This is a genomic window from Halorhabdus sp. CUG00001 (assembly GCF_009797925.1).
GTDB lineage: Archaea > Halobacteriota > Halobacteria > Halobacteriales > Haloarculaceae > Halorhabdus.
Genome location: NZ_VOLB01000001.1, coordinates 207,288 through 223,599 on the forward strand (window position 1 = coordinate 207,288; position 16,312 = coordinate 223,599).

At 63.5% G+C, this 16,312-nt stretch carries 16 protein-coding genes; 9 read left to right on the plus strand and 7 right to left on the minus strand.

The annotated features are described in order from the left end of the window. Positions 1 to 14 precede the first annotated feature (14 nt). On the minus strand, positions 15 to 1,082 hold the full coding sequence (locus FR699_RS01090) for a DHH family phosphoesterase (protein ID WP_158853478.1): 1,068 nt from the start codon (positions 1,080 to 1,082) through the stop codon (positions 15 to 17). A 2-nt stretch (positions 1,083 to 1,084) separates the two neighbouring features. Next, the gene (locus tag FR699_RS01095) at positions 1,085 to 1,546 is read right to left on the minus strand and encodes a universal stress protein (protein WP_158853480.1); all 462 of its coding nucleotides are present in this window, start codon (positions 1,544 to 1,546) and stop codon (positions 1,085 to 1,087) included. 107 nt (positions 1,547 to 1,653) lie between these two features. Here FR699_RS01095 and FR699_RS01100 point away from each other — a divergent pair, with 107 nt between their 5' ends. Further along, positions 1,654 to 2,106, plus strand: coding sequence for a universal stress protein (locus tag FR699_RS01100; protein WP_154552191.1), 453 nt, complete (start codon positions 1,654 to 1,656; stop codon positions 2,104 to 2,106). Positions 2,107 to 2,139: 33 nt separating this feature from the next. Here FR699_RS01100 and FR699_RS01105 read toward each other — a convergent pair whose 3' ends face one another. Beyond that, positions 2,140 to 2,670 carry a GNAT family N-acetyltransferase gene (locus tag FR699_RS01105; RefSeq protein WP_154552190.1) on the minus strand — a complete coding sequence of 177 codons (531 nt, stop codon included), beginning with the start codon at positions 2,668 to 2,670 and terminating at the stop codon, positions 2,140 to 2,142. Further along, positions 2,667 to 3,035 carry a universal stress protein gene (locus tag FR699_RS01110; protein ID WP_154552189.1) on the minus strand — a complete coding sequence of 123 codons (369 nt, stop codon included), beginning with the start codon at positions 3,033 to 3,035 and terminating at the stop codon, positions 2,667 to 2,669. The genes FR699_RS01105 and FR699_RS01110 overlap by 4 nt, the downstream gene beginning before the upstream one ends. 95 nt (positions 3,036 to 3,130) lie before the next feature. Here FR699_RS01110 and FR699_RS01115 point away from each other — a divergent pair, with 95 nt between their 5' ends. Together FR699_RS01115 and FR699_RS01120 are read left to right on the plus strand one after the other, a co-directional pair. Then, positions 3,131 to 3,880 carry a DUF5806 family protein gene (locus tag FR699_RS01115; RefSeq protein WP_154552188.1) on the plus strand — a complete coding sequence of 250 codons (750 nt, stop codon included), beginning with the start codon at positions 3,131 to 3,133 and terminating at the stop codon, positions 3,878 to 3,880. Positions 3,881 to 4,289: 409 nt separating this feature from the next. Then, positions 4,290 to 4,616: a hypothetical protein gene (locus tag FR699_RS01120; RefSeq protein ID WP_154552187.1), complete on the plus strand. Its 327-nt coding sequence runs from the start codon at positions 4,290 to 4,292 to the stop codon at positions 4,614 to 4,616. Between the two features lie 220 nt (positions 4,617 to 4,836). On the opposite strand, the gene FR699_RS01125 is transcribed toward FR699_RS01120, so the two are convergent. Beyond that, positions 4,837 to 6,342, minus strand: a complete 1,506-nt coding sequence (locus tag FR699_RS01125) for a dihydroorotase (protein WP_154552186.1) — start codon at positions 6,340 to 6,342, stop codon at positions 4,837 to 4,839. Between the two features lie 163 nt (positions 6,343 to 6,505). Between FR699_RS01125 and FR699_RS01130 the strand changes: the two genes are divergently transcribed. Continuing rightward, positions 6,506 to 7,579, plus strand: a complete 1,074-nt coding sequence (locus tag FR699_RS01130) for an aldose 1-epimerase (protein WP_154552185.1) — start codon at positions 6,506 to 6,508, stop codon at positions 7,577 to 7,579. Positions 7,580 to 7,583: 4 nt separating this feature from the next. Here FR699_RS01130 and FR699_RS01135 read toward each other — a convergent pair whose 3' ends face one another. Both FR699_RS01135 and FR699_RS01140 read right to left on the minus strand, forming a co-directional pair. Further along, complete coding sequence (locus FR699_RS01135) at positions 7,584 to 8,033, minus strand: GNAT family N-acetyltransferase (protein WP_158853482.1); 450 nt, start codon at positions 8,031 to 8,033, stop codon at positions 7,584 to 7,586. Beyond that, positions 8,033 to 8,605 (minus strand): cysteine hydrolase family protein, encoded by a 573-nt coding sequence (locus tag FR699_RS01140; protein WP_158853484.1) that lies wholly within the window; start codon positions 8,603 to 8,605, stop codon positions 8,033 to 8,035. Before FR699_RS01140 ends, FR699_RS01135 begins: the two co-directional genes overlap by 1 nt. A 162-nt stretch (positions 8,606 to 8,767) precedes the next feature. On the opposite strand from FR699_RS01140, the gene FR699_RS01145 reads away from it, so the two are divergent. The 5 genes from FR699_RS01145 to dapA all read left to right on the plus strand — a co-directional run bounded on the left by FR699_RS01145 (position 8,768) and on the right by dapA (position 16,286). Next, entirely contained in the window at positions 8,768 to 10,477 is a 1,710-nt protein-coding gene (locus FR699_RS01145; RefSeq protein ID WP_154552182.1) for an Hvo_1808 family surface protein, read from the plus strand. Between the two features lie 70 nt (positions 10,478 to 10,547). Beyond that, positions 10,548 to 12,191 (plus strand): Hvo_1808 family surface protein, encoded by a 1,644-nt coding sequence (locus FR699_RS01150; RefSeq protein WP_158853486.1) that lies wholly within the window; start codon positions 10,548 to 10,550, stop codon positions 12,189 to 12,191. Positions 12,192 to 12,272: 81 nt separating this feature from the next. Beyond that, on the plus strand, positions 12,273 to 13,955 hold the full coding sequence (locus FR699_RS01155; RefSeq protein WP_158853488.1) for an Hvo_1808 family surface protein: 1,683 nt from the start codon (positions 12,273 to 12,275) through the stop codon (positions 13,953 to 13,955). Between the two features lie 33 nt (positions 13,956 to 13,988). Continuing rightward, complete coding sequence (locus FR699_RS01160; protein ID WP_154552179.1) at positions 13,989 to 15,149, plus strand: nicotinate phosphoribosyltransferase; 1,161 nt, start codon at positions 13,989 to 13,991, stop codon at positions 15,147 to 15,149. A gap of 213 nt (positions 15,150 to 15,362) precedes the next feature. Further along, positions 15,363 to 16,286 carry a 4-hydroxy-tetrahydrodipicolinate synthase gene (gene dapA / locus FR699_RS01165; RefSeq protein WP_158853490.1) on the plus strand — a complete coding sequence of 308 codons (924 nt, stop codon included), beginning with the start codon at positions 15,363 to 15,365 and terminating at the stop codon, positions 16,284 to 16,286. The last annotated feature ends 26 nt before the right edge of the window (positions 16,287 to 16,312 follow it).

Below are 16,312 nucleotides of genomic sequence, written 5' to 3' on the forward strand. Positions count from 1 at the left end.
CCCGGCAGTTACGTCTATTCCTCTCTTTCTAGCCGCCGGAACGCATCGACGATCGCTTGCTTGGCGACCGCGCCCCTGGTCGTCCAGTGGTGGGCGTAATCGAGCATGTCGTCGTAGACGTCCGGTTTGCAGCCGGCGGCTTTCGGGTGGCCGCCCCCGTTGACCTGAGCGGCGACCTCGTGGGCGCGCTCGAAGGTCTCGGTCCCTCGAATACTCGCAGAACCAGCCGGCTTGACGATCACAGCGGCGTCGGCACCCTGTTCGCGCAGGGCTTGGGCAACCTCGTTTTGCGAACAGCGGCCGTAGGTCACTCCCACGGTCCAGGGACCGATCTCGCGCAGTTGGGCGCGTTCGACGGCCTTCTCGATGAGGGCGTCTTTTTCGATGCGTCGCTCGGCGAGCAGTTCTTCGGCCTCGGGCGGAAGGTCGGCCCCATGCTCGCGGATGATGTCGACGTATTCGTCGGGCTCGACCCAGTGGGCGAGATCCGCGAGATCGTCACTTCGTGGATCCTCCCGGATCCAGAGGTCGTGGTCGCGTGTCACTGCGGCTAGCTCGACGAAGCGCTCTTCGAAGTCACCGTCGAGTTCTCCTAGGGCAACGTCAGCCGTACAGACTGCCTCGGAGTCGCCGACCGTCAACTCGACGCCGGCAGTCTCGACGGCCTCCGCCAAATCGGGTTCCCACTGGTGGTGGTCGAACCATCGGACAGCGCCAGCCTGATCGACCAGTGCCCCCAGGGCGTCGAGGTCTTCGGGAGCGTCCGGACAGAGATCACAGACGAACACATGCGTCCCCGGATCGACGTATTCGGCGGCCCACTCGATTGCCCGGCCGAGGTCGTGGGGGCTGGCCGGGAGCAGTGACGCCTCGCCGAACTGAGTTTCCAACAGGGCGACACAGGCAAGGCCGTCGGCGTCGGTGTCGGCGATGACGACCGTCTCGGCGTCGGTGAGTCGATCGGCGGCTTCGCGTTCGCGTTCGGTCTCTTCGAGCGTCTCCGGGTAGAAAAACCCCTCTCCAGGGAGCACTGATTTCCGTTCGATCGACAGTCGCTCGTCGTCGATGAGCCAGTCGTCCATGGTCAGGCCACCCCTTGTGGGCGTCGCTGGGCGTGTTCGTCGGCTTCCAACTGTCGGACGGTCAACACCGGGATGGGGGACTGGCGGACGACGGCCTCGGCGACGCTGCCAAGCAAGAACGCGTGTTCGCCGTGCCGGCCGCGTGTCCCTGTCACGATCACGTCGGCCTCGACCGACTCGGCGTACGCACAGATCTCCGTTGCCGGTTTCCCCTCTCGGATCGACGTGATCACGTCACTGTCTGCCTGCTCGGCGATCTTCGCGAGTGCGTCCTGACCTTGATCTCGAAGTGCGTCACGAAGGTCTTGACGGACTGCCTCGGGCGTGGCCGCGATGTCGCTCGCATTGAGGACGTACAGCCCGTGGACAGTGCCGTCGAACCGCTTGACGAGGTCGAGTCCGACCCGTACCGCTCGTTCAGTGCTCGCCGAACCGTCGGTCGCGAGCACGACCGTATCGTACATGCAGATGAGGTATCTCCCTGCCGGGATAAAGCTGGCGTGGCACCGTTGCCGACTGGCCGTGACAGCGCTCGGTGGGTTTTTTGATGGTTCCTGACACAGTAGTCACAATGAGTGTCGACATCGAGACGGTCTTCGTCCCCGTCGATGGGACGGATACGTCCGAGCGGGCCGCAGCACACGCCTTGGCGGTAGCTGATCAGTACGGGGCTGACGTCCACGTGCTTCACGTTATCGACGATCAGATCGCGCGTGGGATCGACTCCGGGACGATCGCTGCTGACAGTGTTGCCGACGAACACCGGGCATTTATGGGTGCCGTCCGGGAGATCGCGCGTGCGGATGGCTACGACGTCACGCTCTCACAGTCCGCGGCTGCCGGCTATTCTTCGACCTCGCTGAGTCGCCATCCGGTCAGTGTCGTGTTAGACGCAGCCGAGGAACTCGGAGCCGATTTCATCGTCGTGCCACGGGAGTCGGCGATGGACGAGCCGGGAGCGATGCTCGGTCGCGTCGCTGGCTACGTTCTCTCGTATGCCAGCCAGCCAGTTCTTTCGGTCTGACGGGCGGTAGAAAGCGGTGTTCAAAACAGCGCCCTACGAGTCGGCGATGCGAATCGCCATCTCTAGCTCGAAACTCTCGGTGTTGCGGATCTCGAAGCCAACCTTCTTATAGAGGCCGATCGCGGGATCGTTCCAGCGCTCGACCGTCAGCCAGACGCACTCGATTCCGTCCTGTTTGCCGTGGCCCAGCAGCGTTTGGAGCAATTCCGTGCCGATCCCGGCCGACTGGTGGGAGCCAAGCACGAAGATCGCCAGTTCGTAGGCGTCCTCGTCGTCCGGGACGAGCATCGAATGCCCGACGGCATCTCCATCGTGCCAGGCGATAACGTTCAGACACTCGTCTTCGAAGACGCGCTCGAGCCATCGCCGGATCGATCCCTCACCGACTGGCGGGATCCCCTGTGCGCGATCTTCGGGATCGAAGGCCTCGTACATCGAGACGAGTGCCTCGCGGTCGTCGGCGACTCGGACGACGATGTCCCGACCGTCTTCGTCGGTGAACGCGTGGGGTGGCGTCGGGAACGGCCCTGACACGTCTGTGGGGTAAGAACGGTCGCCGCTCATCGGATGAGTGTCACCGGGGTTTCTGCGTTGAGTACGACGAATTCGGCGACGCTGCCCAGCTGAATCTTCCCGAGCGGGCTCCGGGTCCCACCGCCGATGACTAACCGATCGTATCCCTCTTGATCGGCCAGTGTAACCAGTTCGCCACCAGGGTGACCTGAGACACGCGTTACCTCTGCGGTCACGTCGTGGGTTTCGAGCACTTCGTCGACGTCCGCTTCGATGTCTGTCAGCGGTGCTTCGACTGCTTCGGACCGAAAGATGGCTACGGTCAGCTCGTCGCCGGTTTCCCGGACGCGGTCTGCGGTTTCCTCGAGCGCCCGCCGGGAGTGATCGCTCCCGCCGACTCCCAGCAGAATCTTCATATGCCTCCCATTACTGTTGGAGATAAAAATTCTCCGTTCCGTGACCCGGTGCGGGCGCCGACATGTTTTTTCGAGCCCGGCCCACACCCCCTGGCATGGACGACAAGCAAGCCGACGAGCCCGCCAGAGAACCAGTCCCGTCCGGTGATGGGTCGGCGGATCGCGCCCAGCCCGAACCGGCTGACACCGAGCCATCGGGCGAGCCAGTCTCCGCTACGGGGGGTCACGAGGACACCGAAACGGCGTCCGTAAACGCCGATAGGACGGCCGGGGATGCAGACCGGGCAAGCGAGACAGCGACCGAGCAGGACCCGCCGGCGGATGTCCGTTCCTACGAGCGCTTTCAGAAGATCGACGGCGGGACCTACGAACGCGCAAACGACTTCCTCCGTGAACGAACCTACATCACTGCCCGGGAGTGGGCGATCGCTCGCCTGTGTGCTGATTTCCGGACCGAAACTGGCGTCGAGATGACCAAGATCGGCGAGAACCTGCCCGAACTGGTGCCGTTCATGACTGATACCTACACGCCACAGGCCGTCAACCAGGCCCGGGCCTCCTTCGAGGAGAAGGTCCGTATGGCCGGCGCGACCTTCCTCTATGGGGCGATGAGTGACTTTTTCACCGCCGACGAACTCGACGAGGTGATGTACGAGGCCACGGAGGTCGCGAAGTTCCTGCTGGAGGTCGAGGGCGTCGAGTTGAGCGTCGACGAGGAACTCGAAGCCGAAGATCAAATCTCTGATGTGATGCGGGAAGTCCGGGAACACAGTGCGGCGCTTCGCCACGACGAGGTCGAATGTCCCGACTGTGGACACTCCTTTCAGGTCGACGGCGAGGAGTGATCTGCAGTCCAGACCGCTCAGGGATAGACGCTAACTGGTGGTTCTCGAACGCAAAGCGTGCTCCGCCGACGCCAGTTGCTGTGTGCGGTTTCGATCGAGCTACGAGGGCGTCTTGGAACCGTTCACGAGGCATGTTTCCTGTCGGCCGACCGATTTCAAAACGGTGCGTGGGTATCGAGCATCGATGAGCTCCTCAACAGTCTGGAGTTTGCCGATACCTTTCTGCGATGCAGGGCGTGTCTGTGCCACGACCAGTGGGTGACTACGGGACGTAACTCGATCCACAGCTACCAGCATCCACAGCAAGCGGTCCTGCCCGATCACAGATTACACACAGAGTGCTCACTCCGCACAGACGGACCTGTCACTCTGCGTGAGGTCTTATGTACTTCGGACACCTACGAGCGGTATGGAGACGACTGTGACCGAACATAACGGACGGTTGCTCGCTCGAATTGACGGCGAGGACCGGGTGTTCGAGGTGAACTTCGACTCGATCGAGCCGACTGACGTGACGCTACGGTTTATCAGAGACGGCGTACGCGTCGGGAGCATCTACAACGACGACGGGACGAACCGAACGATGGCGCGACTGACAACGGGACGCGACGGGGCCGATTTTATCGGCGTCGAAGTCCCTCCAGAGTTCGTTACCGAAGTCCTCGACGCCGCGCTTGAGGCCGGCCGAGTCACCGACGAAACTGCCGCTGAAGGCTACAGGGTACGGGTGTTGTGAGTCCCGTCGAACGCCTTCTCGTTGTCTGTCCAAGCGATCGTTTCACTGTTCGTGAGTTCGGCGCTCGTTGCATGCACCCTCCATATCTCGCACGACGATTGCACCAAACAACACTGACCTCACCGCAATCAGCACTCCTTGTGTGCCCAGTACTGCCGCACTCGCCGATTGTACACCCTCACAGCTGACCGGCCTGCAGCACTCGGACGCTGGGAGTCTCTCAGTTGTCTGACTTCTCAGCAGTTACTGCTCTGTCGGCGTCCTCGCCCGCGTTGTCGCCCGGCTCGGTCGTCGATTCGCCGCCACCGTCGGCTTCGACTGGCTCGTCTGCAGGCTCGCCGTCTTCACCGGCGACCGACTCGTCTTCTTCGACAGGATCGGGGGCTTGGTCACTGGCCGATGGCTCAGCCTCCTCCGTGGGGGTTGCCTGGCTGTCCGCCGTGGGTCGGGCCAGCCTGACGTTCCGGCCCTGGTTGTCGTGGAATTGCTCGCCGTCTTCCGTCCGCTCGTAGACGATCGAACCCCGAACCATCGTCCACTCGGGGAAGACGGCTTGCCAGCCCTCGAAGGGCGTCCAGTCACAGTTGGTGTGGAGCGCCTCGCCCTGAATCTCCCGTGTGTCTTCAGGATCGACGAGGACGAGATCGGCGTCGAATCCGGGCGCGATCCGGCCCTTGTTTGCCAGCTCGAAGAGGGCGGCCGGGTTTGCGGCTGTGAGGTCCCGGATTCGTTCGTACGTGAGGTGGTCACGGCGGGCCTCTTCGAGCAAGAGTGGGAGTGCTGTTTCCACGCCTGGGACCCCGCTGGGGGCGTCCCAGATACCCGTGTCTTTCTCCTCGCGCGTGTGTGGGGCGTGGTCGGTGGCGATGATGTCGACTTGCCCGTTGCGGACGCGATCGTAGACGCGTTCACGGCGCTTCTGGCGGCGCAACGGGGGATTCATCCGCCCGAAGGTATCCAGATCGGTGAGATTCGATCGGGAGAGAAAGAGATGGTGCGGGGTTACTTCGCAACTGACGCCAGCTTGCCCGGCGGCGTCGATCGCTTCCGGCGTCGAGGCGTGGGCAATGTGGCAATCGACGTCGAACTCCTCGGCCAGTTCACAGACGCGCTCGACGGCTGCGATCTCCGCGCGGGCCGCCCGGTAGGCCGACCACGCGTCGGCGTCGGTCCGTTCCTGGGCCCCCCGGTTGAACCGGCTGGCATCCTCGGCGTGGACGGTGACGGGCACGTTCTGACGCTGGGCTTTGGCCAGTGCTTGACGGAACAGGCGTTCGTCGATCCCCATATCGCCGGTCGAATCCGCGAGGAACACTTCGCCGAGCGCGAACACCGGCCGCTCGAGGAGCGATTCGGGGTCCCACGACGGCAACACCCCGCCGTTGAGGCCGAAATCGACCAGCGAGGACTCGGCAATCGACGCTTTCTCGTCGAAGGCGTCGCCGTCGATCGTCGGCGGTGTCGTGTTCGGTTGGTCGACGACCGTGGTGACACCACCGGCGGCGGCACTTCGGGACCCGCTGGTCCAGGTCTCTTTGTGGCTGTCGCCCGGCTCCCGGAAGTGGACGTGGGTGTCGATCATTCCCGGGAGGAGGCGTTTCCCCGATGCATCGATCGTCCGGCCTTCGTGATCGGAGAGATCTTCGGCGACGGCCGCGATCCGCTCGCCCTCGATGTGGACGTCCCGCTGTCGTCCGTCGGGCAGCGTCGCGTTCCGGATGCGCATGCCCCGACTGAGCACCCCGCGACCCTAAGTGTCCCGGAGTCCGGTGGCGCGCCTCCCTCTCGATGGGTTCGATCTTCGAGGACAGACGCGACAAGCTACTGGATTGTTCCCCGGCCGCCGATCATCATAAACTCTTAGACAATACCCGTCGTCGGCTTTCGCCATGGACGAGTGGAACAAGCGACCGCGAATCTCGACGGCCTACCAGTATCAGGGGATCGACGCCTCGATCCTCGAAAATCGCCACCTCCGGGTGATGGTCCTGCAGGGCAAGGGCGGTGATATCGTCGAATTCCGGGACAAGCGGACCGACATCGACGTCCTCTGGCACGCCGATCACGAGTGGTCGGCCCCGCCAAACGCCCTGCCTTCGATCGAAGGTACCTGGGATGAATACTACCCTGGCGGCTGGCAACTCAACATTCCTGGAGCGGGCGGTCCCTTCGAATTCCCCGGCGGGCGCTACGACCACCACGGCGAAACGGCACTCCTGGAGTGGGACGCCGAGATCGTCCGGGACGACGAGGACGCGGTGACACTCGAACTCACGACCTCGCTTCGGCGCTATCCGTTTACCGTGCGGCGGGAACTCACCTTGCGGGCCGGCGAGGCCGCCCTCGAGATCGAGGAGTCGATCACCAACGAGGGCGACGTCACGGTCGAGTACGCCCACCAACAGCACCTCACGCTGGGGCGACCGTTGATCGGCCCCCAAGCCCGCCTGGACGTCTCCGCCGAGCGCGGCTACGTCGAAGCGTACGATCCCGGAACCGAGAACCACCGGCTAGAGAGTGAGGCGTCTTTCGAGTGGCCAGTGGCGCCCGGCGCCGACGGTGAGTCGGTCGATCTCTCGCAATTCCCGCCGACCGACGCCGAGATCAACGACATGGCGTACCTGCACGAGCTGGACGAAGGCTGGTACGCGGTGACGAATCCGGCGTTGGACCTTGGCTTTGGCTTGCGGTGGCCGGCCGAGCACTTCGAGTCACTGTGGTACTGGCAGCCTTACGGTGGTCTCGCGGCCGCACCGTTCTGGGGGCGCAACTATACGGCTGGGCTGGAACCGACGACGGCCCACCCCGCCCACTCGTATCCGGACGCCCAGCGGGAAAACGGCTCGATGCGGTCGCTGGGTCCGGGCGAGACTGTCGAGGTGTCGCTGGTGGCACAGACGTTCGACGGCAGCCAGCGAGTGAGTCGGATCGGTCCGGATGGGACCGTCCAACGGGACGACTGAGCGGTTACAGCGCCTTTTCGAAGTCGAGTAATTCGTAGCCGTTCGTTTCTCGCGTCGCGACTCGCTCGTAGCCACGATCCGGATAGAATTCGGTCGCGGCAATCTGTCTCCCCGCTGTCGTGAGGGTAATCCGGTCACACCCTCGGTCGGTGGCGATGTCTTCGAGGCGGTCGACGATTGCAGTCCCCAGCCCCTCGTTTTGCTGGGCCGGATCGACGGCGATCCGCATGAGTTCGGCGGCCGCTCCGTCGACGAGGAGGCCGCCACAGGCCACGATCTTTCCGTCCCGTTCCGCGATCAGGAACGCCCCGTCGGATCGCAGATACGTCTCCTCGACCCAGTTGAGATCCGCGTTACCCGGAACATCGGCCGGATCGGTGCCTGCATCCGCGAGTCCGCGGTGATACACGCGCCTGACACCTGGCCCGTCACCTGTTTGGAAGCGACGGATCATCAGGCGAAGGTGACCGAATCCCGGTCAGTCACTTCACCGAACAGCCAGTCAGCGTGATCCAGTGCGTACTCCCGGTGGTCGTCTTCGATGAATCCGATAGCGTCCTCGACCAAGACGGGGCGATAGTCCCGGAGGCCGGCACTACCTGCGGTGTGGAGGACACAGACGTTCGCCAGCGTGCCACAGAGCAGGAGATCGTCGATCCCGTGGGCTTCGAGCCAGCCGTCGAGTTGGGTCTCGTGGAAGGCGTCGTAGGTGTGTTTCTCGACGGTCAGGTCTGCCTCGCGGTCGGCCAGTGGATCGACGAGCGCGGCGTCCCAAGAGCCTTCGCGGACGTGTTCACCCCAGCGGTCGAACTCGTCGTAGTAGTGAGCGTCCTCGAACTGCTCGGGTGGATGTACGTCGCGCGTGTAGACGACGGACGCGCCGACAGCACGCGCCCGATCGACGAGTTCGACGCACGGTTCGATCGCATCCTCGCTCGGTGGTGCATAGAGGTTCCCGTCGGGGTGACAGAAGCCGTTCTGCATGTCGACCACGACGACGGCGGTCCGGTTCGGGCTGAACGTCATTGTCGTCTCCTCGTTCGGGAGTGTGGCCATTAGTGGTTCTGGCTCACAACCTTCCACGAGTCGTTGCACGCTGGGGCCACGAAACATGCGCGCCCGACGAAAGCAAGCAAACGCGACAGTAAGGAAAATACTTATTACTATTGGTAAAGCAAGCTTTACATCATGCGAGCCGAGCGCACAGAACTCCTGGCTGTCCTCGCTGTTGCAATGCTGGCTCTCCAACCAGTGACGGTCGGGGCGACACAGGCAGGTGTCTCGACGGCACAGTTCGACGATCAATCCGTGGCAGTGGGGGCTGACGGGGAAGCGGCCGTTGTGGCGAGCCCGCCCGATCCGGAGTCGGATCGGCTTGGGTGGGAGAACGGCGTGTGGTACAACGAATCCATCAACGTCGACGCTTCCGACGGGATCGACAGGGAAGAGGCGTCCCGGTTGTTAAACCGGACGATGGCCCGCGTCGAGGTGATCCGCGGCGTGGAGTTCGACGAACCAGTCGACCTCAACTTCATCAATCGAAGCTCCTACGCGGCGTACGCCGAATCGTTCGCGGTCGATCCGCTGTCGGCGAACGTTCAACTGGAGGCCCTCGGGTTCCGGGGCGAAGATCGGAACGCGACGGCTGCAATCAGAGAACGCCAGAGTGGGTTTGCGGCCGCGTTCGTGGTCCCACAGTCCGTGCCGCAACTCGACTTACAGGCCGGTGACGTCACGATCGTCGTCGACGAAGGACAGGCATCGTTCTCGGAGCTGACACTCGGTCACGAACTCGTCCACGCGCTGCAAGTCCAGGAACTGAACGTCACCTTCCGGGGAACCAATCAGACGACGGACGCGTTCAACGCCCGCCGAGGACTGATCGAGGGTGACGCCAGCCACGTGGGCTATCTGTACGAACGGCGCTGTGGGGCCGACTGGGAGTGTGTCACGCCGGCAACCGGCGGCGGCCAGAGGTTCTCGGATGCGGCTGTGGGTCTCTCCATCCTCAATTACGTCCAGTACAGCAACGGGGCCGAGTTTGTCGCTACACTGCGTGAACGCGGGGGCTGGGACGCTGTCAACGACGCCTACGATAGTTTCCCTACCAGCACTGAGCAAGTCATTCATCCCCAGACGTACCGCTCGGACCAGCCCCAGACGGTGGCCGTGCCCGATCGGAGCAGTGCCGGCTGGCAGCCGCTCACCGTCGATGGCCAGTCGGCAGCGGACACGATCGGCCAAGCGGGGCTGTACACGATGCTGTGGTTCCCGAGCTACGAGTCCGGTATGTCGGTCGTCATGCCCCGATCAGCGCCATTCAATCAGTCGCTTCGTGCTCAATCGCCGTTCTTCTACGATTACGATGCCGACGCGACCAACGGCTGGGACGGTGACAAACTGGTACCGTACGTGACCGACGAGTCAAGCGAGACCAACGAGACGGGCTACGTCTGGTCGACGGTCTGGGACAGCCAGGCTGACGCGACAGCCTTCGAAGACGCTTACGTCGAGATCCTCAAATACCGTGGCGCGGAGCCAGTTGCTGGCCACGAGAACACCTACCGGATCCCCGACGAGAAGACCTACGGTGACGCGTTTTACATCAATCAGACGGCCGATCGCCTGGTGATCGTCAACGCGCCCAGCGTGCCGGCGTTGTCCGACGTACGTTCGGGGGCTGCCCCGGAGGGTGCAGCGCCGACGCCGACGGAGACAGAAACGCCGACCGAAACAGCGACCACGACCCGGACGACGACAGCGACGCCGCCCTCGACGACCACCGCTGGTGATAGCACTGAGCAGCCCACCGACGCCACGACGACCAGCGGCCCCGGGCTCGGATTCGTGGCCGCGCTGCTTGCCCTTCTCGGATTTGTCGCCGCTGGTCGACGCTGATCGGGTCATATTTTCGGCTTCCGACTGCGACTACCGGGAGATTTGTAAGGCTCTCACTCCCAGAGACGGTATGGTTTCCCGAACTGGAGTGGTCGTGGTCATCGTCGCAGTCGCACTGGTCGGCGTGCCGGTGGCTGGGGCGATCGGCCCCGGTCCCGCTGGCCCAGGCCCTGTCTACGATACGGGTATCGACTCCCAGCAGGCTGCTGGCACGGATGCGAGCCCCATTGTGGACCAGCAGCCACCCGATCCCGACGAGGACGTGCTGGGCTGGGAGAACGGCTACTGGTACAACGAGACCCTCGACGTGACGCCCGAGGACGGGCTGAACGATTCGGAACTCGAGGCCGTTGTCGCCCGTGGAATGGCTCGGGTCGAAGAGATTCGTCGCCTCGAGTTCGAGACGACACCGCCGGTCGAGGTCATCGGTCGTGACGACTATCAACAGCGCGTCGAGAACCGGACGACGAATACGACCGAGGCCCAGGAACTTCACCAGAACGTCAAGTACGAGGCCCTGTTCATGATCAACGAGTCGACGGATGCCGTCGCGGTCCAGGCCAGCAACCGCGCGGGTGGCGTCGGCGGATTCTACGATCCCTCGACGGGCGAAATCAAGATCGTCTCCGAGAACACGGAGACGCCACAGATGAACGAGATCACACTCTCCCAGGAGCTGTTTCACGCCCTGCAGGACCAGCGATTCAACGTCTCTGCCTACAACCAGTCGACGCGGGAACTACACAACGCCAAAGACGGTATTATCGAAGGTGACGGCAACTACGTCGATCACCTCTATCAGGAACGCTGTGATGGAGCCTGGAACGGGACGTGTCTCGAACCGTCGGGACAGGACACGCCCTCTGACTTCCAGCCTCACCTTGGCCTCTATCAGATTCTCCTGCAGCCCTACAGCGACGGCCCGGCCTTCGTCGAGGGGATCCGCGAGGACGGGGGATGGGACGCGGTGAACGCGATCTACGAGAACCCACCGGCCTCGACCGAGCAGACGATTCACCCGGAGAAATACGGCGAGGACGAGCCGACTGACGTATCTATCCCAGACCGGAGTGACGAGCGGTGGCGGCCCGTAGATACCAACGGGAGTGTCGATTACGCCTCGTTTGGCGAGGCGGGATTGTACGTGACGCTGTGGTATCCTGCATTCCAGACCCAGGGGATGACTGCGATCGTTCCGTTACAGAACCACATCAACTACGCTCCCGACGGCGGGGTCGACCAGTTCGATCCGTACGATTACAACCACACCGTCACGGCGGGCTGGGACGGTGACAAACTGGTCCCGTACGTCACCGACCAATCCAGTGAGACCAACGAGACGGGCTACGTCTACAAGATGGCCTGGGACTCGCCCGAGGACGCCACCGAATTCCAGACCGCCTACGAGGAACTCCTCCAGTTCAACGGTGCCGAGCCCGTCGACGGCCGGATAGGGACCTACCGCATTCCAGACGGGCAGGAATTCGGTGACGCGTTCTACCTCAACCAGACTGACGACCAACTGGTGGTCGTCAACGCGCCAAGCGTCGAGGACCTCTCTGCGGTCAGGGACGGCGCCGCTCCCGACGGTGAGCCGACGCCGACTGAGGCTTCCGGGTCCACGACCACGACAACGTCCGGTGACGGATTCACGGTCCTCACAGTGTTGCTTGCCGTCGTTGGGCTAGTTGGGATCGCCACTCGCCACCGATAAGAGCAGACACATCACCCCCTGGCCCGTCGTTTATTTTCACGACTCCGAGAGATTTGTAAGGCCTTCGCGCCCATCGTTCGTATGGTCTCTCGTCATCTCGTCGCCGCCCTGATAGCCGCTCTGGTGGTGGGGACGGCCGTCGCACCGACAGCCGCCTCGGTCGCGGCCACACCGGGAATCGACAGCGAGGCAATCGACTCGCCCGCTGGGGGGAATGACTCTGCCCTTGGAGACGCTTCCCAGTCGGACCCCTCGTCGGATCGTCTCGGGTGGGAGAACGGCTACTGGTACAACGAGACCCTCGACGTGACGCCCGAGGACGGGCTGAACGACTCGGAACTCGAGGCCGTCGTCGCCCGGTCGATGGCCCGCGTCGAGCAGATTCGGCGCCTGGAGTTCGAGACGACGGTGAGTGTCGACGTCGTTTCCCGAGACACATACCGCGACCAGTGGGGAACGAACGCGAGCACGCCGAACACGTCGACGGCCAATCGCCTCCACCAGAACGTCAAGTGGGAGGCGATGCTTTCGATCGGCGAAGACGCGGATGCGGTGGCTGGTTACCAGTCGACACAGTCGGCGACCGTGGGTGGGTTTTACTCGCCCGCCAACGAGCAGATCGTCGTCGTCTCGGCAAACGAGTCTGTCCCGAAAATGGACGAGATCACCCTCTCACAGGAACTGTTTCACGCCCTGCAGGACCAGCGGTTCGACCTCTCGTTCGACCGGCCGACACAGGAGGGACACAACGCCGCCGATGGGATCGTCGAAGGTGATGCCAACCTCGTCGATCGACTGTACCAGCAGCGCTGTGTGGCCGAGTGGGACTGTCTCCAGTCCGGGACCGGCACGGACGGTGCCGACGGCGAGACGGATCGCGAGGGCGACAGTGAGCCAGCTATCAATTACGGCGTCTATCTGACTCAGTACCAGCCCTACAGCGACGGTCCCGCCTTCGTCACCGAGATCCGCGCCACGGGCGGGTGGGATGCGGTCAACGACGTCTACGAGCAGCTCCCGGTCTCGACCGAGCAGACGATTCACCCCGAGACGTACCCCGATGAACGGCCGCACAATCTCACGTTCACCGACACCAGCGCGGCCGCCTGGCACGTCCCTGATCTCGGGAATGGCAGCCCCGAGTACGCTCGATTCGGCCAGGCTGGCCTCAGTGCCATGTTCATGCGGCCGGTCTTCGCCAGTGGTGGCACGGCGACACCCGTCGTCGGGCCGCTTGCGATCTACAATTTCACGGCTCGCGGTGACGTCAGCAGTGTCGATCCACTCAACTACGGTCTCGACGTCACGAACGGCTGGGACAACGACCGGCTATACCCCTACGTGAGCAACGATTCCGCAACGACCAACGAGACGGGCTACGTCTGGAAGACGGCCTGGGATAGCCAGGTAGACGCCGCCGAGTTTGCCCAGGGGTATACGGACCTGCTTGCCTACTACGGTGCCCAGCCAGTCGATGGCCACCGAGACACCTACTGGATCCCCGAGGACAAGGCGTTCGGCGACGCGTTTTATCTCGATCAGACTGGCGACCAGCTCGTGATCGTCAACGCGCCCAACGTCACTGCGCTGTCGGCAGTCAGGGCCGGCGCTGCTCGGAGTGCCGAGGCGACGACCCCTCCCAGCAACGGGACCGCCGCCCAGCCACCCACGACCACCAGCGGTCCTGGATTCGTCGCTACCGGGGCTGTGTTCAGTCTGTGTGTGATAGCTGGGCTTGCTGTGTGGCGCGATCGGGACGGGTAAGTTTTTGCTGTGGGGCCCAAAGCGATCGACACCATGACCGAAGAGTCGCCGTTCGACATCGTGCCCTCGTCGGCGATCGCGTCGGGTCGAGGGACGGACGCTTACTTCGACCGGACCATGGAAGCTCTCGAACACGCTGGCAAGGATCCCACCGTCGTCGCGGAGGTCTCGGCCGACCAGTTCCCGACCGGCGAGTGGTCGGTGCTGGCTGGACTGAAAGATGCAGCCCACTTGCTCGAAGGCCATCCTGTCGACGTTGATGCCTTGCCCGAGGGCCAGCTGTTCGATCACGGGCCAGTCATGCGCATCGAGGGGCGGTATCGGGCATTTGCCCAGTTAGAGACCGCCCTGCTGGGCTTTCTCTCACATCCGACCGGTGTCGCAACCAACGCCTTACGTGCCCGGCTGGCTGCGCCCGACGCGACCGTCTTGAGCTTCGGCTCTCGACACGTCCATCCCTCGTTGGGGGCGATGATCGAGCGCAGCGCCCTGCTCGGTGGCCTCGATGGCATCTCGAACGTTGCCGCCGGTGACGTGATCGGACGCGAGGCCGGTGGGACGATGCCACACGCGCTGGTGATCTGTTTCGGGCCGGGCAACCAGGAAGCCGCCTGGCAAGCCTTCGACGAAGCAGTCGGCCCAGACGTGCCACGAGTGGCACTGTGTGACACCTACAGTGATGAAGTCGACGAAGCGCTGCGGGCCGTCGAAGCTATCGACGACCTCGATAGCATCCGGCTGGACACGACCAGTTCCCGACGGGGTGACTTCCGGCGAATCGTCCAGGAAGTGCGCTGGGAACTTGAGGCCCGCGGTCACGACGACGTCGACATCTTCCTCAGTGGTGGCCTAGACCCCGAGACGTTGTGGGACCTCCGTGACGTCGCCGATGGCTTCGGTGTCGGCGGCTACGTCAGCAATGCCGACCCGAAGGACTTCGCGCTGGATATCGTCGACATCGAGGGCGAGCCCGTCGCCAAACGCGGGAAACTCTCGGGGAAAAAGGCCGTCTACCGGACGCCCGATGGCGGCCACGAGGTCGGGCTCGCAGGCCGGGCCGGTCCGGCCGACGGCCAATCCCTGCTCGAACCACTCCTCCGGGACGGTGAGATCCTCAGAGACTTCGACCTCGAGGCGGCCAGCCGCCGCGCCCAGGCAGACGCCGAGACGGTCGATTTCGGCCTCGATGTCTGACTGGGAGACCGTCAGCGGGACCGTCGATCCGTCTCCGCCGCCGAATTCGCCGGCTCCGTCCCGGGAGTAGCTACTCAACACAACCCAAATCACAGCCACACGTCGTTCCTCGGTCGCGATTCGAAGCCCAACCCCCTTTCCCGCGTTCGTCGAACGCTGTCGCTCGCGTGTCGATCCCGTAGATTCACGTATGTCCACTGCGATCACCCGTCCATGACAGCGCCACCGCCGTTCGAGGGTGTCTATCCGGCGATGACGACACCGTTCACCGAGGACGAAAGTATCGACTTCGAGCAACTCCGGGCCAACGCAAAGCGTCTCGAAGCGGCGGGCGTGGATGGACTCGTCCCCGTCGGTTCTACCGGTGAGAGTGCGACCCTCTCCCACGACGAACACGTCCAGGTTATCGAGGCCGTTATCGACGCCGTTGCGGACATCCCCGTGATCGCCGGAACGGGCTCGAACAACACCCAGGAAGCGCTTTCGCTGTCACGGCGAGCAGCCGACGCTGGCGCTGACGCCCTCTTGCTCATCTCGCCGTATTACAACAAGCCCGAACAACAGGGGCTGTTGGACCACTACCGGACGATCGCTGCTGCAATCGATCTCCCACAGATCGTCTACAACGTCCCCTCTCGAACGGGCCGAAACATCGAGCCCGATACCGCGGTCGCACTCGCCGAACACGAGAACATTCAGGCGTTCAAGGCAGCCTCGGGAGACCTCGGGCAGATCTCTGAGATCATCGAACGGACCCGCGAGATGGATGTTGCGATTCTGTCGGGCGACGATCCGCTGACGGTCCCGATGCTGTCGATCGGTGCGACCGGTGCGATCAGCGTCGTCGCGAACGTCGAACCGGTCCGGACGTGTGCGATGGTCGGTGCGGCGCTGGCTGGGGATTTCGAACGCGCTCGGCAACTCCACCACGAACTCGGTCCGCTTGCCCGTGCGCTGTTCGTCGAAACCAACCCGATTCCGGTCAAAGAAGCGATGGCGATGCGGGGTCTGGGTTCGCCGGTGCTTCGATCGCCGCTGACGCGATTGTCCGAGCACCACCGCAAGCACCTCAAAGAGACGCTTGGCGCTCTCGAGCCCATCGATGTCGAGACACCAGTCGAGACGACGGACCGATAGTCATTCCGGGACCGAGCACGGAGCGA